This is a genomic window from Flintibacter sp. HCN-6482, assembly GCF_037892565.1.
GTDB classification, from domain to species: Bacteria; Bacillota; Clostridia; order Oscillospirales; family Oscillospiraceae; genus Lawsonibacter; species Lawsonibacter aceti.
The window spans coordinates 163,661-183,477 of sequence record NZ_JBBKBK010000002.1 but is presented as its reverse complement, the minus strand read 5'-3'; the positions used below and the strand labels follow the sequence as shown (position 1 = coordinate 183,477).

Genomic DNA, 19,817 nt, shown 5'->3' with positions numbered 1-19,817 from the left:
TTTTTCCTTTTTACATTCAAAAGAGCTCCCCTGTGTTTTTACACAGGGGAGCTCTTTTAACTTAATATCAGCCCGCTGTTGTCCAAACAGCAGCCTATTCCACTGTAACGCTCTTAGCCAAATTCCGGGGCTTATCGATGTCACAGCCCCGCATCAACGCCACATAGTACGCGAAAAGCTGGAGGGGCACCACGCCCAGAGAAGGCAGGAGCAGCTCATGGGTATCCGGGATGGTCATGACGCCGTCGGCGGTCTTTTCCATCTCCCCGCTGTGGCTCTCGGTGGTGAGGGCCAACACGTCGGCCCCACGGGCCTTTACCTCCACCACGTTGCTCATAGCCTTTTCAAAAAGCCTGTCGTATGTCCCCAGTGCCACCACCAGGGTCCCCTCCTCCACCAGGCTGATGGTACCGTGTTTCAGCTCACCGGAGGCGTAGGCCTCCGAGTGGATGTAGGAGATCTCCTTCAGCTTCAGCGACCCCTCCAGCCCTAGAGCATAGTCCAGGTTGCGGCCCATGAAGAAAATGGAGTTGTGGTTAAACCAGTGGGAGGCAAAGTACTGGATGCTGTCCCGTTCAGCCAGTACCCGCTCCATCTTGTCTGGCAGGCGGGTCATCTCATCCAAGATCGTGTGGTACTCCTCTGGGGCGACAGTGCCCAGCACTCTGGCAAACCACAGGGCCAGCAGGTCCAGCACCGCCAGTTGGGTGGAGTAACCCTTGGTGGTGGCCACGGCAATCTCCGGACCCGCCCAGGTGTACAGCACCTCGTCAGACTCTCGGGCGATGGAGCTGCCCACCACATTGACGATGGACAGAACCTTGGCCCCAAGCCGTTTGGCCTCCCGCAGGGCGGCCATAGTGTCCAGAGTCTCTCCCGACTGGCTGATGACTACCACCAGCGTACTCCCGTCTACGATGGGATCCATATACCGGAATTCAGAGGCCAGCGCCACCTCCACCGGCCTGCGGGTCAGCCGCTCCAGTACATATTTGCCCACCATGCCCACATGGTAGCTGGAGCCACAGGCCACAATGTACACCTTGCTCATCGCCCGGACATAGTCCTGACTGAGTCCAAAGTCCTCAAAGCAGACCTCTCCCTCCCGGATACGGGGCAGGATAGCCCGGCGCAGAGCCTGAGGCTGCTCCATGATCTCCTTGAACATGAAGTGCTCATAACCGCCCTTCTCCGCCGCGTCGATCTCCCAGTCCACATAGGATATCTCTTTGTCCACAGGCTCCAACAGCCGGTCATAGCACTGGATGCCCTCCCGGGTCAGGACGGCCAGCTCTCCATCCTCCATATAGCCCACCTGCCGGGTATGCTTGATGATGGCCGTGACGTCGCTGGCCAGAAAATTGCATCCGTGTCCATACCCCAAGATCAGCGGGCTATCTTTTCGGACAGCGATGATCTGGTCCGGATAGTCGGCACACAGGATGCCTAGGGCATAGGCCCCTTGGATCCGGTGAAGCACCTGCCCCACCGCCTTCAGCAGATCCCCCTGATAGAAATACTCAATGAGCTGGGCCACCACCTCCGTATCCGTATCGGACAGGAAGGAAACGCCCTTACCCATCAAAAAGGACTTCAATTCCCCATAGTTTTCAATGATCCCGTTGTGGACCACGGCGATCTTGCCGCTTTGGCTCACCTGGGGATGGGAATTGACATCGCTGGGCGCCCCGTGGGTGGCCCAGCGGGTGTGACCGATGCCCACGGTGCCCTTGACCGCCGCCCCGTTCTGGAGCTGGTCGGCCAGCACCTTCAGCCGGCCCTTAGCCTTGTGGACAGAAAGGGTGCCTCGATCCTGGTCATAGACCGCCATCCCTGCCGAGTCATAGCCCCGGTACTCCAGTCGGGACAGTCCTTCCAGAAGAATGGGAGCTGCTTGCTCCTTGCCAATATAGCCTACAATTCCGCACATATTCTGTTTTCCTCCTGATTTCACACGTTTGATTTCTTCAAGAGGACAAACTCGCAGCCATTTGCCTCGTCCCCCGGTCACAGCCCCTCTGTTTTGCGGTCGCCCGCATATTTCTGACTGTGTCACGCACCCGGAGCCCGCACGGAGGGGCATCCGCCGAATCTTTCGATCATGGCCGGATATTGAAGGAAACAGTCCTTCCCAGCCATTTTCCCCTCTCCTCGTCGTCCCCCAGTTCAGCCGGGGGCACTGGCGCTTCTGATGGGCCCAAGCCCATAGTCCTCCTTTCTTTCTGCGACATTTGGTATATAAAAGCCTATTCAGCTCTCATATCAAGTCTTTGATTCCCTTGGAAATTGAATCGTCCCGTCCTCCTGGGTGATAGGCCGAACCGGACGGCAGGGATTGCCTGCCGCCAGCACATGGGGCGGGATGTTCCGGGTGACCACGCTTCCCGCGCCGATAACCGCCCCGTCCCCGATGGTCACTCCAGGCAGCACCGTCACTCCGCCGCCGAACCATACATCGCTGCCCACAGTGATGGGGGCGGCATACTCCCAGCCGGCCCGGCGCCGCTCCGCGTCCATCGGGTGGCTGGCCGTGTAAAAGCCGCAGTTGGGGCCGATCATCACGTTGTCCCCAAAGGTGACAGGCATACAGTCCAAAATGACGCAATTATGGTTGACATAAAAATTATCTCCCACTCGGATGTTATACCCGTAGTCGCACCAGAAGACCGAATTTACCACAATATTTCCTCCGGTGTGTCCAAAGAGTTGGGAAAGTACCCGCTCTCTGGCCGGACCGTCCCCGCTGGGCAGGACGTTGAGCTTCTCACACAAAGCCTTGGCCCTGTCCCTTTCCCAGACCAGCTCCGGGTCTCCGGCGTTATACAGGGCGCCAGAGAGCATCTTCTCCTTTTCCGTCATGGTTCACCCTCCTTTCCAAGCCGTCCTCTGCATTATAGTACGCGGTCACCTGTCCCGTAAAGAAAAAATTGCCGTGGACAGGGAAACGCGCGCGGAAGATGACTCCCCCGCGTGCGTTCTCCCTCTGTGCGTTTACTTGTCCAGCATGGCTCGGATGCGGTCCACCGCTTCCTGGGTGGCGTCCGCGTCTCCGAAGGCGGTCAAACGGATATAGCCCTCGCCGCTGGGACCAAACCCGGCGCCTGGGGTAGTGGCCACATTGGCCCGGTCTAACACCAGGTCAAAGAAGTCCCAGGAGCCCATGCCATCCGGCGTCTTGAGCCAGATATAGGGGGCGTTGACTCCGCCAAAGCACTCCAGCCCGGCGGCGGACAGCCCCTCCCGGATGACCTTGGCGTTGTTCTGGTAATAGGCGATGGCGGCGCGGGTCTGCTCTCTGCCCTCTGGGGTATAGATGGCCGCAGCTCCCCGCTGGATCACATAGGGGACACCGTTGAACTTGGTGCACTGACGGCGGTTCCACAGGCTGTTCAGCTTGACACCCTGGCGCTCCAGTTCCATGGGCACCACGGTGTAGGCGCAGCGGTTGCCGGTAAAGCCGGCAGTCTTGGAGTAGGACCGGAACTCAATGGCACAGGTCCGGGCACCTTCGATCTCAAAGATGGTGTGGGGAATCTCCTCCTCGGTGATAAATGCCTCGTAAGCCGAGTCATAGAGGATGACAGATCCGTTTTTGTTGGCGTAGTCCACCCAGGCCTTCAACTGCTCCCGGCTGGCCACAGCGCCAGTGGGATTATTGGGGAAGCAGAGATAAATGATATCCGCTTTCTCCTTGGGGGGCTCCGGGGAAAAACCGTTGGACTCCACACAGGGCATGTAGACCAGCCGATCCCACTTGCCTAACTCCTCCTGATAGCTGCCGGCCCGGCCAGCCATGGCATTGGTGTCCACATAGACGGGGTAGACCGGGTCACAGACGGCCACAATGTTGTCTACTCCAAAGATGTCCCCGATGTTGCCGCAGTCACTCTTGGCACCGTCGGACACAAAGATCTCCTCCGGCTTGATATCCACCCCGCGGGCGGCATAATCATGCTGGGCGATGGCCTGCCGCAGGAAGTCATAGCCCTGCTCCGGACCATAGCCGTGGAACCCCGCAAAAGTCCCCATCTCCTCCACGGCCTTCTGCATGGCCTGGATGACCGCTGGGGCCAGCGGCCGGGTCACATCCCCGATAGACAGCTTGATGATCCTGGCCTCCGGGTGGGCGGCGGAATAGACAGAGATGCGCCGGGCTACCTCAGAAAACAGGTAGCTGCCGGGCAGCTTCTGATAGTTCTCATTGATCTTTACCATGGTACCAACTCCTTCGTATGGCAGTTTCTAAGGTCTTAATGGTTGATATTATCCCTGATGGACAGGGGGTTGTCAATGGAAAACTGAAATTTTCATCCCATCTCTATCTCTCCCTCGAACACCGTCCGGGCTGGGCCGGTCATAAAGATCCGTCCCTCCCTCCACTCCAATCCCAGCGTCCCTCCGGGCAGACGAGCCTCCGCCCGACTTCCGCACAATCCCTGCCGTCTGGCCGCCTCAAAAGCAGCGCAGGCCCCGGTGCCGCAGGCTAGGGTGATCCCGCTCCCTCGTTCCCACACCCGGACGTGGAGATCATGCCCATCCTGACAGGACACAAATTCCACATTGGACCGCTCCCGCAGATTGGGATGACATTCCAGCACCGGGCCCAGTTCTTCCAGCCTGACCCTCTCTGGGTCTGGGCAGAAAATGACGGCGTGAGGGTTCCCCACTCCCACCTGGTGGACCGTGTACTGCTCCCCCATCGCCTCCAGCTCCACCTCTGGATAGAGAATCGCCTGCCCCATGTCTACGGTGACCTGTTCCACCTTCCCTCCCCGCACCGCCAGCTCTAGCCCACGGGGGCCGGCATCGGTGTCAATAGTCAGGCAGGTCTTCCGGGTCAGCTTCCTGTCATAGACGTACTTGCCCACACAGCGGATGCCGTTCCCACACATGGCCCCCCGAGAACCGTCGGCATTGTACATCTCCATGGTAAAATCTCCGGTCCGCCCTGGTTTGATACAGATCAGTCCGTCCGCGCCCACTCCGAAGTGCCGGTCAGACAACCGGACTGCCAGAGTCGGTAAATCCTCCGGCTCCCCTTCCATGCAGTTTACATAAATATAGTCGTTGCCCAGCCCCTCCATCTTTGTAAAACGCATATTCTCGCCCCTTTCTGGGGTGAAGGTGCGCAAGCGCCGCCACCCCGGTCCAGCCTATGCGTCCCCCTCTCCTCTCATGCCGCCCTCCGGGTGGCCCCTTTGTGGATTTTCTCTACAACTTCTTTTGGCTCCGACGGGATATTTGCAAGATTTTTTCTTGCCATAGGGGGGAGAGATAGGCTATTATGGTAGTAATTTGAAAGGGGCTGATCAGCTTGAGCGACTGTATCACTGAAATTTTTGCTTCCAACGTATTCAGCAGAACCGTCATGCAGGAACGCCTGCCCAAAAAGGTATACGCCGAATTGGTAGATGTGATGGATAACGGCGGCAACATCTCCATGGCCACCGCTGACATCGTGGCCACTGCCATGAAGGACTGGGCCGTGGAAAAGGGCGCTACCCACTACGCCCACTGGTTCCAGCCCCTTACCGGCATCACCGCCGAGAAGCACGACTCCTTCCTCACGCCGCCGCAGGACAGCAGAACCCTGCTTCAGTTCACCGGCAAGCAGCTGATCATGGGAGAGCCAGACGCCTCCTCCTTCCCCTCCGGCGGCCTCCGGGCCACCCACTACGCCCGGGGCTACACGGCCTGGGACATGACCTCCCCCGCCTTTGTCAAGGAGATGTCCTGCGGCACCGTCCTGTGCATCCCCACCATCTTCGTGTCCTACACTGGCGATGCCTTGGATAAGAAGACCCCCCTCCTCCGGTCCATGGAGGCCATCAACACCCAGGCTCTGCGCATCCTGCGGCTGTTCGGCAACACCCAGGCCAAAAAGGTTACCCCCTCCGTAGGGGCCGAGCAGGAGTATTTCTTGGTAGACCGGGACAAGTACCTCAAGCGCCGTGACTTGATCTATACCGGCAGAACGCTCTTCGGGGCTCCGGCCCCCAAGGGGCAGGAGATGGACGACCAGTATTTCGGCGTGATCCGCCCACGGGTGGGCGAATTTATGGCTGACCTGAACCGGGAGCTGTGGAAATTGGGGATTCCCGCCACCACCCAGCACAACGAGGCTGCCCCCGCCCAGCATGAACTGGCCCCCATCTATACCACCTGTAACCTGGCCGTTGATCAGAACCAACTGACCATGGAGACCATGAAGCGGGTGGCCACCCGCCACGGCCTGGTCTGCCTGCTCCACGAAAAGCCCTTCGTGGGGGTCAACGGCTCTGGCAAGCACAACAACTGGTCCATCTCCACCGATCAGGGGGAGAACCTGCTGGCTCCAGGCGACACGCCCAACGAAAACCTCCAGTTCCTGCTGGTGCTGGCCTGTATCATGAAGGCGGTGGACGACCACGCCGACCTGCTGCGCTGCTCCGCCTCCTGCGTGGGTAACGAGAGCCGTCTGGGCGCTCAGGAAGCCCCGCCCGCCATCATCTCTATCTTCCTGGGGGACCAGTTGGACGACGTGGTGGCACAGATCGTGTCCAACTCTGAATCCATCAAGCTGCTGGCCAGCGGCAAGCTGGACTCCGGCGTATCCACTATCCCTGTCCTGGACAAGGACGGCACTGACCGGAACCGCACCTCCCCCTTCGCCTTCACTGGCAACAAGTTTGAGTTCCGCATGGTGGGCTCCTCCGACTCCATCGCTGAGGCCAATGTGGCCCTGAACGCCATCGTGGCCGAGGCTTTCTGCCAGGCTGCCGATATCCTGGAGGGGGCCGAGGACTTTCACGGGGCCTGCTCCAGGCTGATCCACGACTGGATGAGCCAGCACCAGCGCATCATCTTCAACGACGACGGCTATTCTGACGAGTGGGTGGCCGAGGCTGTCCGCCGGGGCCTGCCCAACCTCCCCTCTATGGTGGACGCCATCCCCGCCCTCACCACCCCCAAGGCCGAGGAGCTGTACTCCAAGTTCGGCATCTACACCAAGACCGAGCTGGAGGCCCGGGCGGAGATCATGTACGAAACCTATGTGAAGATGATCAAAATCGAAGCCAACACCATGATCCATATGGCCTCCAAGCACTACATCCCCACCGCTATCGCCTATACCACCCGGCTGGGCCAGTCCATAACCGCTGTGGCCTCCGGCTGTCCCCAGGCCGACCTCACCGTTCAGCGCAAGCTGCTCATCCAAGTCAGCTCCTATCTGGCCGACGCCTCCGCCGCCCTGGACCAGCTCAAACCTCTGATGGACCGTGTGGACGCCATCCAGGACATCAAGGAGATGGCCCACGCCTATCACGACGCTGTGGTGCCCGCTATGGCCGCCCTCCGCCACCCGGTGGATGAGCTGGAGCTTCTGGTGGATAAGGACCTGTGGCCTGTCCCCACCTACGGTGACCTCCTTTTCGAAGTATGATCTTGTCCGCAACATGAAGAGACCTCCCCGCCGCCGGCGGGGAGGTCTCTTATTTCCCTATTTGTCCTCCAGCAGCTTGTTCAGCTCATGCATGAAGGTGTTGATGTCCTTGAATTGACGGTACACCGAGGCGAAGCGAACATAGGCCACCTCGTCGATTTTCTTCAGCCGCTCCATGACCAGCTCGCCCACTTCGGAGGAGCTGATCTCCCGCTCCATCTTGTTCTGGAGGACCTGCTCGATCTCATTGACCATCTCCTCCAGCATATGGTAGGGCACTGGGCGCTTCTCACAGGCCCGGATCAGGCCGCTGAGTACCTTGTTCCGGTCAAAGCTCTGGCGGCTGCCGTCCTTTTTCACCACCATCAGGGGCAGACTCTCCATAGTCTCATAGGTGGTGAACCGCTTGTGGCAAGATAGACACTCCCGGCGGCGGCGGATGCTGGCCCCCTCGTCCGCGGGGCGGGAATCCACGACCTTGCTCTCCAAATAGGCACAGTAGGGACACTTCATACCACATACCTCCCAGGTATTGTCTTTCTCTCCGCCATCTCTCGCGGTCCCGACGAAGGAGCAGGGCAAAATCAAGTTTTTATAATCATTATATGGTTATTATAACACAGCAGGCCAGAACTAGACAAGGGTAAAAAACAGGACTGTCCCCTTCTTTTCCGGCATATCTGTGGTAGAGCGAGGTGATACGATATGGAATTTCTAGCCCGTCTGACAGACTTCATCTGGTCGCCCTGGCTGTTGGGGCTGTTTCTTCTCACCGGCCTGGTCTACTCTCTGGGTTCCGGTTTCTTTCAAATCTTCGGTTTCCGCCTGTGGCTGCGCTCCACGCTCGGTTCCCTGTTCCATGGTAGGAAAAAAGCGGGGGGCGGCCTGTCCTCCCTCCAAGCTCTGGCCACCGCCCTGGCCTCCACCATGGGAACGGGCTCCATCGCCGGGGTGGCCACCGCCCTGACCCTGGGCGGGCCTGGGGCCGTTTTCTGGATGTGGATCTCAGCCCTGCTGGCTATGATGACAGGCTGTGGTGAGAAGCTGCTGGCCGTAAAGTATCAGCGGCCGGCTCCCGGCGGGGGACTCCAGGGCGGGCCCATGTTTTACCTACGGGACGGCGTGGGCTCTCCTCTGCTGGCAGGTTGGTTTGCTCTGGCCTGTTTGCCCGCTACCCTGGCCGGGGGCAACTTAGTTCAGTCCTCCTCCATCGCCCTCTCCCTGGAGGCCACCTTCGGCCTGGAGCGGGTCTGGGCAGGCGTGGTCACCACCCTGCTGGCAGGACTGGTGATGGTGGGCGGCATCGGCCGCATCGCCAAGGTATCCTCCGCCCTGGTCCCAGCCATGGCTCTGCTCTATCTGGGCAGCGGTGCTCTTGTACTGGCCGGCAACTGGCGGGCTATCCCTGAAGCTGTGGAGCTCATCTTTACCTGCGTCCTGTCCCCCTCCGCCGCTCTGGGCGGCGGAGCTGGCTGGACGGTGGCCTCCGCCCTGCGGTATGGGGTGGCACGCGGAGTGTTTACCAACGAGGCCGGGCTGGGCACCTCTGCCATGGCCCACGGGGCCGCCCAGGTGGACCACCCTGCCCGACAAGGGATGTGGGGTGTCTTTGAGGTATTTCTATCTACGCTGGTGGTATGTACCGTCACCGCTCTTACCATCCTGGTCAGCGGCGTGTGGGACCCGGCGAATCCATCTATGCTGACGGGTGCCCCGCTTACCGCCGCCGCCTTCGGCTCTGTACTAGGCCGGGCCGGGGAGGGGGTGGTAGCCCTGTCCCTCCTCCTCTTTGCCTTCTCCTCTATCCTGGGCTGGAGCTACTACGGACAGCAGTGCCTGCGCTATCTCTCAGGAGGTGATCGTTTACTCCCGGCCTATCGGACGGTTTTTCTGGCCTGTACTCTGGCCGGCGCTCTGTGGGAGCCGGGCGCTATCTGGCTGCTGGTGGACCTGTCCAACGCCCTGATGGCCCTTCCTAATCTGGCCGCCCTCCTTATGCTGGCCCCTGAGGCTCTCTCCACCCTGCGGCAGTGGACAGAGCTGCGGCACGCAAATTTAACCTCCATTTTACCATTTCATCAAAGAAACCCCCACCATGATATGCTATAATAAAATTTATCCGCCTGCCCCGGTTTGGCAGAGAGGATCGCTTTATTTTTGTCAGATCTGGGAACACTGTACCCATCGATCTTTCATATGGGAAAGGGGTATCTGCCATGATACACGGCGTAGTAGACCTTGGCTCCAATACGGTTCGACTGTCCATCTATCAGTGCGAGGAGGGCAGCGCCAGGCTGCTGATGAACCGCAAGGTGACCGCCGGTCTGGCCGACTATGTAGAGGGGGGCACCATGACGCCCCAGGGCATTCAGACTGCCAGCCAAATCCTGATGGAATATCAGGATCTGATGAAAAACCTGGGCTTTGACCAGCCTCATGTCTTTGCCACCGCCTCCCTGCGCAACATCTCCAATACCGAGGACGCTGTGGCCCAGCTCCAGCGGGACACCGGCCTGTCCGTGGATGTGTTGTCTGGAGCGGAGGAGGCCCGTCTCTCCTACCTGGGGGCTGTCAGCCCCACTGGGCCTAACAGCGGCCTGCTCATCGACCTGGGCGGCGGCTCCACCGAGCTAGTCCACTATCGGGAGGGACAGATCTTGTCCTCCTGCTCCCTCCCTCTGGGTTCCCTATCCCTGTTTAGCCAGTATGTCGCTCACCTACATCCCACAGGGAAGGAGCGGAAGGCCATCCGGGCCCATATCAGGGAGCAGCTGGACCACTTTGTCCCCGCTCCCCCTTCTATCCCCCAGGCCTGCGGGGTGGGCGGTACGGCCCGTGCGGCCTGTAAGGTGGCAAACCGCCTGTTTGGCCGCCCTCAGAACTGCCATACCCTGTCCGCCCAGGAGCTTCGCCGCCTGCTGAAAACTCTGAAAAAGCCGGACCACGACCACCTGCATCTGCTGCTCAAGGCCGCCCCTGACCGCATCCACACGCTGATCCCCGGCCTTCTAGTGCTGGACACAGTGGCACAGGCCTACCAGCTTCAAGAGATTTTGGTCAGTTCCTGTGGCGTCCGGGAGGGCTACCTCCACCACAGGGTACTAAAGGGGGAAGCGGGATGAGCCTTCCAACGGACTACCGGTATACCCAGGACCGTGAGCTGTCCTGGCTGAAATTTAATGAGCGTGTACTGGCTGAGGCCAGGGACGAGTCCGTTCCCCTGATGGAGCGGCTGAAATTCGCCGCCATTTTCACCAGCAACCTGGACGAGTTCTTCATGGTTCGGGTGGGTTCTATTACTGATATGGCCCTGGTGAAAGAGGAGCACATAGACAATAAGAGCGGCCGCACTCCCCAGCAGCAGTTGGAGGCCATCTTCAAGGCGGTCCCTCCCCTGTACAAGCAGCGGGACAAGGTCTTTGACCAGTTAGACCTGCGGCTGCGCTCCTGTAACATCTGCCGGCTGTCTATGGAACAGCTGGACAGCAAGGCCAGGAAGCAGGCGGACAGTTGGTTTCAAAGCCAGGTGCGCCCCATCCTCTCCCCACTGGTGGTAGACCTGCACCACCCCTTCCCCCACCTGCCCAACAAGGGGCTGGCGGTGGCCCTATGCCTAAAGCGGGACGGCCGGGACTCCTTTGGCTTTCTCCCTGTCCCCACCAGCCTGCCCCCCTTTCTGCGGTTGGAGGAGCGGGGCTTGCACTACATTCTTCTGGAGGATCTTCTTCTCTCCTACGCTGACCAGATCTTCGACCAGTTCACAGTCACGGAAAAGGCCGTGGTGGCCGTCACCCGGAACGCGGATATCAGCCCGGAGGACGAGAGCTATGATGTAGATGAGGATTTCCGCCAGCACATGCGAAAGCTGGTCAAAAAGCGGGCCCGCCTCTCTCCGGTCCGGCTGGAGTTCCAGGGGGGAAAGGGGGATAAGCTCATCCCATTTCTCTGCCAGCGCCTGGGCTTAAACCGGGATCAGGTCTTTAAGACCCGCTGTCCCATCCGCCTGGAGTATGCCTATGCCCTGGCCGCCCTCCTGCCGGCTGAAAGCGCGGCCGCCCTGTGTGACCCGCCCTTCTCCCCTCGCTTTCCCGCCTGCCTGGACCCCCAGAGACCCATCTTGCCCCAGGTATTGGAACGGGACGTCCTTCTTTTCTATCCCTTCGAGCAGATGGACCCCTTTCTCCACCTGATTCGGGAAGCTGCCTTTGACCCCCAGGTAGCCTCCATCAAAATCACCATCTACCGTCTGGCCTCCCGAGCCAAGCTGGCTGAATATCTGTCCGCCGCCGCGGAGAACGGCAAGGATGTCACCGTACTCATGGAACTGCGGGCTCGGTTCGACGAGCAGAACAACATTCGCTGGGCCGAGCGGATGGAGGAGGCAGGCTGCACCCTCCTCTACGGCTCCGAGGCGCTCAAGGTCCACTCCAAAATCTGTCTCATCACCCGCCGGACCAAAGCCGGAGTCCAATATATCACCCAAGTTGGTACGGGCAACTACAACGAAAAGACCGCCAAACTCTATACCGACCTATCCCTCATAACCGCTGACCCGGTCATTGGGGCGGACGCCGCCGCCTTCTTTCAGAACATGGCTATCGGCAATTTCCATGGAGAATACCAGCGCCTGCTGGCCTCTCCCCTTGGCCTTCGGGACAGAGTCATGGCCCTCATCGACCGCGAGATCGCCAAGGGCAGCCAGGGCTACCTCTTTTTCAAGCTCAACTCTATCACCGACCGAACGCTCATTGACAAGCTGGCCCAGGCTTCCCAGGCCGGGGTGGAGGTCGTCATGAACGTCCGGGGCATCTGCTGCCTGATGCCGGGGGTACCGGGACTGACTGACCGGATCACCGTCTTTTCCATCGTTGGTCGGTATCTAGAACACAGCCGCATCTATCAATTCGGCCGGGGTGAGGAGGCGGACCTGTACATCTCCTCTGCCGACTTCATGACCCGGAATACAGAGCGTCGAGTGGAGCTGGCCTGTCCGGTTCTGGACCCCTGGGTTCGAGGGCGGCTGTTCCACATCATTGACCTGCTCCAGCGGGACAACGTCAAGGCCCGGGAACTGAAGCCGGGCGGCGGCTACCATCCCCGCGAGTTGAACGGACAGGAGCCGGTCAACTGCCAGGAGATATTTCAGCAGGAAACCGTTTCTCCCCCTGTCCTCCCTCCCCTCCACGGCAGCAGCTCAAGGGCAAATCGGAACAGGCTCCCCGCCTGGCTTCGTCGGCTCCTGCCCAGAAAAAGGGAACGCAGAGGGCCCAGGTCCGAGTGACCTGGGCCCTCTGCTTATGCTTCCGGCCGCTCCTCCCGTTCTGCCAGTGGGAAACGGAACACCGGGGTTCCCTCGGCCGCCGGGGCGATGGCGCACTGGGGAAAGGCAAATGCCAACTCCCCATCCTGCAGCCAGAAGTCACGGCTGGGCAGCAGCTTCCCTATGTATTTCTCCCAGCCCTGGTCCAGAAAGCAGTCTCCGCCCGTCCGGCGGGCCTCTCCCTGCTCTCGAATGGCAGCGGTCAGCCTGCCTTTCCACCGCCTCTCCCCAGGAAAAAAGCGTTTCAGGGGCTCTGGCCTCCCCTCTCTCACCTTCCACACATCTCCCCAGGTCACCCGGCAGGGCTTTCCGTCCCCACGGATCTCCTCTCCCTCCAGCCGGATGGACAGCAGCCCGCCCTCCAAGGCGGTCACCTCTCCTCCCAGCCGCCCCGTCCAGCACTGGAAGGGACGGGACCGCTCCCGCTTCTGGGCGAAAGAGAGGCAGGCGGCTAGGTACACCTCTCTCTGCCACCGCTGTTTCCAGGATCGGGCCAGCCGGTCGTAGTAACGACTAATCCACCGGCCGCTCAGGCCGGCGTTTTGGACCTCCGGCCAGGACAGGGTATATTCCAGCACCGGCTCTCCCTCCAGGGTCAGGCTCCCCTTCTCCTCATGCCACAGGACCTGGGGCTCTGTCCGCCCCGCTCCCCTTTCCTTCATAGCGGTCCCTCCTCTATCCTTCTTGGTACATCCTATGTACCACCAGAGCGAAGGGTGAGAGGGGGGGGCGCTGCAGCGCCCCCCTCTTGGTCAGTTCAGGCAGAACATGGGGCGTGCTTCGTCAAACAGGTCCACCATGCCGCAGTAATTCAATATCTCGTACTTTCGGAGCCACTCCCGCTGCTCCTCGTTCAATTCCTTTTCCTCCAAAAATTCTCCACCCGCCGTGCAAAAGCCTACCGGAGTGACTGCCGGCAGCACCTCGTAGCAGTCGGCCAAAAACTCCATATAACCCGTCAGCGGCAGTCCAGCGGTCTGGGCAGTCAGCACTCCCAGATAGTTGGGGCTGATGACCACGTCTCTCCGCTCCTCGATATCGTAGTTGGCCCAGATGAAGAAGGGAACAGCATACTGCCGCATGACCTCCTCGGTGGTCCGCTCTGACAGCTTCTTGCCGTACAGTTGCTCATAAAAGGCATTTTTCAAAGGGGGCTGGTGGTCACCGAAGAAAACGATCAATGTGGGCTCCTCACACTGACTATAATAAGCGATCAGCTCCTCCAGAGCCTTGTCGCTCTCCCGGGCCAGAGCCATATACTGTTCCGCTGTGCTGTCCGCCTGTTTCAACTCGTCCGGCAGGAGGATAGTCCGCTCCAGATTGTTCCATCCCTGGGCGTATCCGCTGTGGTTCTGCATGGTCACGTTGAAGAAAAAGCTCCTATCCTCCTCCTCCGTGGTCTGGAAAATGGTCCGGTAGTCGGACAGGTCGGAAACATAGTGCCGGATATAGCAGGGTTCGACCACGTCCTCCTCATAGAGCTGGCTGTCAAAGTCCAGATAGTCATAGGCCAGCACTCGGTTCCACCCGGAGGACTTGTAGGGATGGAAAGCCGTAGTGTCATAGCCCTGGCTCCCAGCCAGGGCAGCCAAGGAGGGCATGTCCTCCTCCACATACAGCTGGTAGGCCACGGTGTGCGGAGGCTGGAACAGGCTGGTGAAGCCAGTCAAGAACTCAAACTCCACAGTGGCGGTCCCTCCGCCTGTCACCGGGGAGTACATCCAGCCTTGGATGGTGTTTTCTTCCATGGAATGGAGGAAGGGCAAAGGGTCCTCCGAGGGCGCAAAGCCGTCGAAGATGGAGAAGTCACCAAAGGACTCGTTCATGATGCCAATGATGTTTACCGGCCGCTCCCCCTGTGATGTCCCATCTGTCCCTGGATACTCCTTCATCAGTTGGAGCACAGTTTCCTCCGAGTATCCCTCCGGCTCGTCCACCGAGGAGTAGCGCAGAGCGATGGTGAAGTTAAGTAAAAAGCCGTTGCGCTGAGTGACCCACTGCTGGGTATAGATTCCCAAGGCCGGGAGCATACCAGTGAAGAAAAAGGCATAACTGTACCCCAGCACGGCCGTCCACAGGACCAGGGCGAAGGGCAGGCGTATCTTGGCCCGTCTTGTCTGGGGAACGCAGAAAAACACCAGTGCCAGATAGGCCACCAGCAGGATAGCCGCCTGGGTAATATAGAGGTCTGGAGAGTAGTCAAAGCCATCCGCCACATTGGCGGCGGTGCGCCACCCGGTGATATCCGCTGGAAACAGGATACGGCCCCGGAACCGTAGGACATAGTGGTTGACCAGCCCGAAAGTGAAGGCCAGGCAGGCCCCCAGAGCGGCGGCCCGGCGGTTTCTGCCCAGGACAAGCCGCAGAACGAAAAATAGGCCGTAGTACCACACCAGGTTCATCAGGACCTGCCAGCCATCCAGATCGGAAAATATGTCGTTTTCATTCAGGATCTCCACCATCCACAGACAGGCCCAGGGACCCAGCAGAAATACCAGCCGGGACAGCCATTTGCCGGGCCGCTCCCTCATGTCAGCCAGCAGACGGGGAAAAGTATCTTTGTACAGCAGTGCTTTCATTATGTTCCTCCAACGGCCCTCAAAACCGCTATTTTATAGCATAACTCCCCCGTGGGAAAATGCAAGGGTTCTGTTCCTAATTTCATAAAAAATTTAGATTTTTTCTTCAGGCGCCCAAGTATATAGACGCAGGCCAGAACGAAATGTTGCGCAGAGGCCGCAGATTTTTTATTCATTTGATTTTGAATATTCATTTTGTCTCATCACTCGGTCTACTTCTTTTGAAATTTTGATATATCGTGTCTTAATAATCAATTTTTTACCCAAAAATTAAAAAGTTTCATTCACAATTTTGCATATTTATCTATTGACGAAAAATAGTCTCTGGGGTATACTCATCACAACGTCCCGAATCAGTCCGGGGCCCCATTGAAAAGGAGATTTTTAAACATGAAAAAACTGCTTGCTTTGACCATGGCTTTGGCCATGTCCCTGTCTCTGGCCGCCTGTGGCAACAGCGGTGACCAGAGCGCCCCTGGCTCTGCCAGCTCCAACGGCAGCGCCTCCACCTCCCAGTCTGACGCCAGCACCTCCACCGGCGATGCCAGCAGCGCCGGTGACGCCTCCTTCACCACTGTGGAGGAGGGCAAGCTGATCATGGCCACCAACGCCACCTTCCCTCCCTATGAGTACATCGAGGGCGGTCAGGTAGCCGGCATCGACGCCGAGATCATCACCGCTGTGGCCGAGAAGCTGGGCCTGGAGCCTGTCATCGAGGACATGGAGTTCGACGCTGTTATTGAGGCTGTCAAGGGCGGCAAGGCCGACATCGGCCTGGCCGGTATGACCGTCACCCCCGACCGTGCCGCTGAGGTGGACTTCACCGTCAGCTACGCTACCGGTGTTCAGGTCGTCATCGTGACGGAAGATTCCGCCATCACCAGCGTAGACGACCTGTTCGCTGAGGGCGCCAACTATGTGGTCGGCGTACAGCGCAACACCACCGGCGACATTTACGCCACTCAGGATATCGAGGACGCCGGCCTGGGCACCATCGACCGGTACAGCAAGGCTTCTGACACCGTGCAGGCCCTGGTGTCCGGCAAAGTGGACTGCGTGATTATCGACAACGAGCCCGCTAAGGCCTTCGTGTCCGAGATCGACGGTCTGAAGATCCTGGACACTGAGTACATCACCGAGGACTACGCCGCCGCCATGAATAAGGAGAATACCGCCCTGTACGATGCTGTGAATACCGCGATGCAGGAGCTGCTGGACGACGGTACCATCCAGAGCATCATCGACAAGTACATCACCGCCGACTGATTTTCGTGATAAATACATAGACCGGCAAGGGGCCCAGGACACTGGACCCCTTGCTTTTCAAGTGAGGAGAGGAGCAGAATGGGACCATCGGCATCTAAGTTGTGGCCTACTGTAGCCCCGGACTGGATCATGAACGGCCCGGAATGGCTCAATGATCTGGGCTATGACATCTATAAAAGCCTGATTTTTGACGACCGCTACATGATGTTTGTGGACGGTCTGATCAACACACTGAAGCTCACTGCCATGGCCCTGATCCTGGGCGTGATCCTGGGCGTGGTCGTGGCCTTGATCCGGGTCACCTGGGATAAGACCTGCCTGGAGATACGTGGGCCCCGGCGGATCGTCCTGGCCATTGCCAATTTCGCCGCCAAAGTCTATTTGACCGTCATCCGCGGCACCCCCGTGATCGTCCAGCTGCTCATTTTGTACTATGTGGTCTTTGCCTCCAGCCGGAACAAGCTGCTGGTGGGCGCCCTGTCCTTCGGCATCAACTCCGGCGCCTATGTGGCAGAGATCATCCGCAGCGGCATCATGTCCATCGACCCCGGCCAGATGGAGGCGGGCCGCTCCCTTGGCTTTGGGTATGTGGCCACCATGCGGCACATCATCCTGCCCCAGGCCTTTAAGAATGTACTGCCGACTCTGGCCAACGAATTTATTGTCCTGTTGAAGGAAACAGCCGTGGCTGGCTATGTGGGGCTGAATGATCTGACCTATGTGGGCAATATCATTGGCGGCAACGCCTATGACTACCTCTTCCCCCTGCTCATCTCCGCGCTGGTCTATCTAACTCTGGTCATGTTCTTCACCTTCCTGGTAGGAAAGCTGGAGAGGAGGTTGAGAAACAGTGAACGATAATGTGATCATTCAAGCCGAAAAGGTGCAAAAGTACTTCAACGGCGGTGCAATCAAGGCCCTAGACGGCGTTTCCGCCCAAATACAAAAGGGCGAGGTAGTCGTGGTCATCGGCCCCTCCGGGTCAGGGAAGTCCACCTTCTTGCGCTGCTTAAACCTCCTGGAGCTCCCCACTGGAGGTAAAATATTCTTCAAAGGTGCCGATATCACGAACCCCAAGGCGGACATCAACCTGTACCGTCAAAAAATGGGCATGGTATTCCAGCATTTCAACCTGTTTCCTCACATGACCATCCTGAAAAATATGACTCTGGCCCCTACACAGCTTCTGAAAAAGAGCAGGGAGGCGGCCGAGGCCCAGGCCATGACCCTGCTGGAACGGGTAGGGCTGGCGGACCGAGCCAGCGCCTACCCCAGCCAGCTCTCCGGTGGCCAGAAGCAGCGGATCGCCATTGTCCGGGCACTGTGTATGGACCCGGAGGTCATGCTTTTTGACGAGCCCACCTCCGCTTTGGACCCGGAGATGGTAGGCGAGGTTCTGGACGTTATGAAGGAGCTGGCGCAGGATGGTATGACCATGGTGGTGGTCACCCATGAGATGGGCTTTGCCCGTGAGGTGGGCAGCCGGGTGCTGTTCATGGACGGCGGACAGATCCTGGAGGAAAATGAGCCCAAGGCCTTTTTTGACCATCCCCAGCATCCCCGCACCCAGCTCTTTTTGTCCAAGGTACTATAAGAATAAACGAAGTCCGGGCTGTTTACAGCCCGGACTTCGTTTATTCTTCGAGAATGTGGTTTCTTACTAGCTGAAAAAGGCTTCCAGTTGTCCCAGCAGCTCCATACCCTTGAATTTTAGCACATAGCCCTCGCTCTCGCCGGTGACTAGTTTGACCTGGTCCTGACTGAAATAGCCAGCCTGTGCGGCGGTATCTACGGTTTCGCTGGCCGCCCCCAGGCACAGGGGCGGGAAGGCCACACACCACCAATTCTGCCCCTCGCCTTCCCCAATAACCACCCGGAGAGCCGTATAGTTCCCGGCGGGCAGGGCGAAGCCGTCGTACTCCTTGGTAGGGAACCAGCACTGGGTCAACTGGGCGGACACCGGGTAGTCATAGCCCTGCTCCTCCACCACCTGTCGCCCGGCATCCGCCAGTTGGGTCAGACTGCTCTCCAACGCGGACCGGGCACCTTCCAGGGTCGCGTTGGAGGGGTAGACCGCTTGTGCCTCCTCCAGCACCCGGTCCCGGACTGCCAGCTTCAACGCCTGGTCCTGGGCGCTGTCTGAGTTTGCGATCACATGAAAGCGGATAACGCTGTCCGCCAGCTCGTGCTGCTCCTGACCCAGCCAGCTCCCTCCCACCAGAGCACACAGCAGGCCCAGCATCAGGGCCATCTCCCACCGCTTCAGTTTTCTGTCCATAGGTCCTCCTTGGGGCCTTAAAAGGCCGTCCACACTGTAAGTAAGTGCTTACAGTATGGACGGCCCCTGATGTTCTTAAACCGTTTCCGCCAAAAAAGTTTCCCGGTACTGCTCCCGCAGCAGCTCGCAGGCACTCTTTGCCTTCTCAAGCTGAGTAAAAAGGCCAAAGGCAGAGGGTCCGGTCCCGCTCATGGTCGCTCCCAGCGCCCCGCAGTGGATCAGAGTGTTTTTGATGTCCGCTACCCGGCTTCGCTGCCGGTCGGGCAAGACATCCTCAAATACATTGTACATTCTTCGAGCAACCCCCTCCAGATCCTCCGCCGCTAGAGCGTCCATCACCCCCTGAGTGTCCGGGCGCCGTGTCACCCTGACCCGGTCCAACTGGGCGAACAGCTCCGGAGTGGAGATGGGAAAGGGCGGTTTACACACCACAACCCAACAGTGGGGCAGAGGGGGCAGAGGGGTGAGGACCTCTCCCCTGCCCTCTGCCAGAGCGGTCCCCCCTAGCACACAGTAGGGCACATCGGACCCCACCCGCTCCCCGATCCTAGCCAGTTCCAGAATAGAAAAGGGCTCTCCCTCCATCTGATCCAGGGCCCGGAGGACAGCAGCGGCATCACTGCTCCCTCCGGCCATACCGGCACAAACAGGAATGCGCTTTTCGATGGTGATATCCAGCCCCTTTACCCCGATCCCCCTGGCCTCCCAGAAGCGGAGAGCCGCCTGGGCTGCCAGATTTTTTTCGTTGTTGGGCAGGAAGTGGAGGTTGGTCCCTACCCGCAGCCCCCGGCCACCATTCTCCTTTACCGTCAAGGTATCCGAGAGAGTGATGGACTGCATGACCATCCTCATGTCGTGGTAGCCGTCGGGCCGTTTTCCCAGCACGTCCAGGGTAAGATTCAGTTTTGCGTTGGCCTGGACCTCCATAGTTTCCTCCCCGGCGGCTCCCGC

At 59.1% G+C, this 19,817-nt stretch carries 16 protein-coding genes; 7 read left to right on the top strand and 9 right to left on the bottom strand.

Features of this window, described 5'->3' with window-relative positions; translation table 11 throughout:
- Positions 1-94 precede the first annotated feature (94 nt).
- The 4 genes from glmS to dapF all read right to left on the bottom strand — a co-directional run bounded on the left by glmS (position 95) and on the right by dapF (position 5,099).
- Positions 95-1,930, bottom strand: coding sequence for a glutamine--fructose-6-phosphate transaminase (isomerizing) (gene glmS / locus WKS99_RS05885; RefSeq protein ID WP_340405516.1), 1,836 nt, complete (start codon positions 1,928-1,930; stop codon positions 95-97).
- A gap of 332 nt (positions 1,931-2,262) precedes the next feature.
- Positions 2,263-2,859, bottom strand: coding sequence for a sugar O-acetyltransferase (locus WKS99_RS05880; protein ID WP_340405515.1), 597 nt, complete (start codon positions 2,857-2,859; stop codon positions 2,263-2,265).
- Between the two features lie 132 nt (positions 2,860-2,991).
- Positions 2,992-4,215 carry an LL-diaminopimelate aminotransferase gene (locus WKS99_RS05875; RefSeq protein ID WP_147571431.1) on the bottom strand — a complete coding sequence of 408 codons (1,224 nt, stop codon included), beginning with the start codon at positions 4,213-4,215 and terminating at the stop codon, positions 2,992-2,994.
- A 92-nt stretch (positions 4,216-4,307) separates the two neighbouring features.
- The gene (dapF, locus tag WKS99_RS05870; protein WP_340405514.1) at positions 4,308-5,099 is read right to left on the bottom strand and encodes a diaminopimelate epimerase; all 792 of its coding nucleotides are present in this window, start codon (positions 5,097-5,099) and stop codon (positions 4,308-4,310) included.
- 209 nt (positions 5,100-5,308) lie between these two features.
- Between dapF and WKS99_RS05865 the strand changes: the two genes are divergently transcribed.
- On the top strand, positions 5,309-7,423 hold the full coding sequence (locus WKS99_RS05865; RefSeq protein ID WP_412531158.1) for a glutamine synthetase III family protein: 2,115 nt from the start codon (positions 5,309-5,311) through the stop codon (positions 7,421-7,423).
- A gap of 57 nt (positions 7,424-7,480) precedes the next feature.
- On the opposite strand, the gene nrdR is transcribed toward WKS99_RS05865, so the two are convergent.
- Positions 7,481-7,936 (bottom strand): transcriptional regulator NrdR, encoded by a 456-nt coding sequence (gene nrdR / locus WKS99_RS05860; RefSeq protein ID WP_147571434.1) that lies wholly within the window; start codon positions 7,934-7,936, stop codon positions 7,481-7,483.
- 192 nt (positions 7,937-8,128) lie between these two features.
- On the opposite strand from nrdR, the gene WKS99_RS05855 reads away from it, so the two are divergent.
- The 3 genes from WKS99_RS05855 (at position 8,129) to ppk1 (ending at position 12,704) form a co-directional block, all read left to right on the top strand.
- Positions 8,129-9,532 (top strand): alanine/glycine:cation symporter family protein, encoded by a 1,404-nt coding sequence (locus WKS99_RS05855; RefSeq protein WP_340405513.1) that lies wholly within the window; start codon positions 8,129-8,131, stop codon positions 9,530-9,532.
- Between the two features lie 107 nt (positions 9,533-9,639).
- A complete protein-coding gene (locus tag WKS99_RS05850) occupies positions 9,640-10,545 on the top strand; it encodes a Ppx/GppA phosphatase family protein (RefSeq protein WP_262668854.1) in 906 nt (301 codons plus the stop codon).
- Entirely contained in the window at positions 10,542-12,704 is a 2,163-nt protein-coding gene (gene ppk1, locus WKS99_RS05845) for a polyphosphate kinase 1 (RefSeq protein ID WP_340405512.1), read from the top strand. Before WKS99_RS05850 ends, ppk1 begins: the two co-directional genes overlap by 4 nt.
- Positions 12,705-12,718: 14 nt before the next feature.
- On the opposite strand, the gene WKS99_RS05840 is transcribed toward ppk1, so the two are convergent.
- Together WKS99_RS05840 and WKS99_RS05835 are read right to left on the bottom strand one after the other, a co-directional pair.
- Positions 12,719-13,405, bottom strand: coding sequence for an RsiV family protein (locus tag WKS99_RS05840; RefSeq protein ID WP_340405511.1), 687 nt, complete (start codon positions 13,403-13,405; stop codon positions 12,719-12,721).
- Positions 13,406-13,495: 90 nt separating this feature from the next.
- A complete protein-coding gene (locus WKS99_RS05835; protein ID WP_186851954.1) occupies positions 13,496-15,322 on the bottom strand; it encodes an LTA synthase family protein in 1,827 nt (608 codons plus the stop codon).
- A 390-nt stretch (positions 15,323-15,712) separates the two neighbouring features.
- On the opposite strand from WKS99_RS05835, the gene WKS99_RS05830 reads away from it, so the two are divergent.
- From WKS99_RS05830 to WKS99_RS05820, 3 genes are all read left to right on the top strand, one after another.
- Entirely contained in the window at positions 15,713-16,588 is an 876-nt protein-coding gene (locus WKS99_RS05830; RefSeq protein ID WP_147571440.1) for an ABC transporter substrate-binding protein, read from the top strand.
- Positions 16,589-16,717: 129 nt separating this feature from the next.
- Positions 16,718-17,449: an amino acid ABC transporter permease gene (locus WKS99_RS05825; RefSeq protein ID WP_147571703.1), complete on the top strand. Its 732-nt coding sequence runs from the start codon at positions 16,718-16,720 to the stop codon at positions 17,447-17,449.
- A gap of 4 nt (positions 17,450-17,453) precedes the next feature.
- A complete protein-coding gene (locus WKS99_RS05820) occupies positions 17,454-18,182 on the top strand; it encodes an ATP-binding cassette domain-containing protein (protein WP_147571702.1) in 729 nt (242 codons plus the stop codon).
- Between the two features lie 66 nt (positions 18,183-18,248).
- Here the strand turns inward: WKS99_RS05820 and spoIIR are convergent, their stop codons facing one another.
- Both spoIIR and ispE read right to left on the bottom strand, forming a co-directional pair.
- Positions 18,249-18,866 (bottom strand): stage II sporulation protein R, encoded by a 618-nt coding sequence (spoIIR, locus tag WKS99_RS05815; protein WP_186851953.1) that lies wholly within the window; start codon positions 18,864-18,866, stop codon positions 18,249-18,251.
- A gap of 75 nt (positions 18,867-18,941) precedes the next feature.
- On the bottom strand, positions 18,942-19,793 hold the full coding sequence (ispE, locus tag WKS99_RS05810) for a 4-(cytidine 5'-diphospho)-2-C-methyl-D-erythritol kinase (RefSeq protein WP_186852152.1): 852 nt from the start codon (positions 19,791-19,793) through the stop codon (positions 18,942-18,944).
- Positions 19,794-19,817 lie beyond the last annotated feature (24 nt).

Excerpts from the sequence above, each read along its gene's own strand:
- ispE (WP_186852152.1), bottom strand. The coding sequence starts at position 19,793 with ATGGAGGTCCAGGCCAACGCAAAACTGAATCTTACCCTGGACGTGCTG.
- WKS99_RS05875 (WP_147571431.1), bottom strand. The coding sequence starts at position 4,215 with ATGGTAAAGATCAATGAGAACTATCAGAAGCTGCCCGGCAGCTACCTG.
- WKS99_RS05830 (WP_147571440.1), top strand. The coding sequence starts at position 15,713 with ATGAAAAAACTGCTTGCTTTGACCATGGCTTTGGCCATGTCCCTGTCT.
- glmS (WP_340405516.1), bottom strand. The coding sequence starts at position 1,930 with ATGTGCGGAATTGTAGGCTATATTGGCAAGGAGCAAGCAGCTCCCATT.
- nrdR (WP_147571434.1), bottom strand. The coding sequence starts at position 7,936 with ATGAAGTGTCCCTACTGTGCCTATTTGGAGAGCAAGGTCGTGGATTCC.
- WKS99_RS05835 (WP_186851954.1), bottom strand. The coding sequence starts at position 15,322 with ATGAAAGCACTGCTGTACAAAGATACTTTTCCCCGTCTGCTGGCTGAC.
- WKS99_RS05850 (WP_262668854.1), top strand. The coding sequence starts at position 9,640 with ATGATACACGGCGTAGTAGACCTTGGCTCCAATACGGTTCGACTGTCC.
- dapF (WP_340405514.1), bottom strand. The coding sequence starts at position 5,099 with ATGCGTTTTACAAAGATGGAGGGGCTGGGCAACGACTATATTTATGTA.
- WKS99_RS05840 (WP_340405511.1), bottom strand. The coding sequence starts at position 13,405 with ATGAAGGAAAGGGGAGCGGGGCGGACAGAGCCCCAGGTCCTGTGGCAT.
- WKS99_RS05880 (WP_340405515.1), bottom strand. The coding sequence starts at position 2,859 with ATGACGGAAAAGGAGAAGATGCTCTCTGGCGCCCTGTATAACGCCGGA.
- WKS99_RS05825 (WP_147571703.1), top strand. The coding sequence starts at position 16,718 with ATGAACGGCCCGGAATGGCTCAATGATCTGGGCTATGACATCTATAAA.
- WKS99_RS05855 (WP_340405513.1), top strand. The coding sequence starts at position 8,129 with ATGGAATTTCTAGCCCGTCTGACAGACTTCATCTGGTCGCCCTGGCTG.
- ppk1 (WP_340405512.1), top strand. The coding sequence starts at position 10,542 with ATGAGCCTTCCAACGGACTACCGGTATACCCAGGACCGTGAGCTGTCC.
- spoIIR (WP_186851953.1), bottom strand. The coding sequence starts at position 18,866 with ATGGACAGAAAACTGAAGCGGTGGGAGATGGCCCTGATGCTGGGCCTG.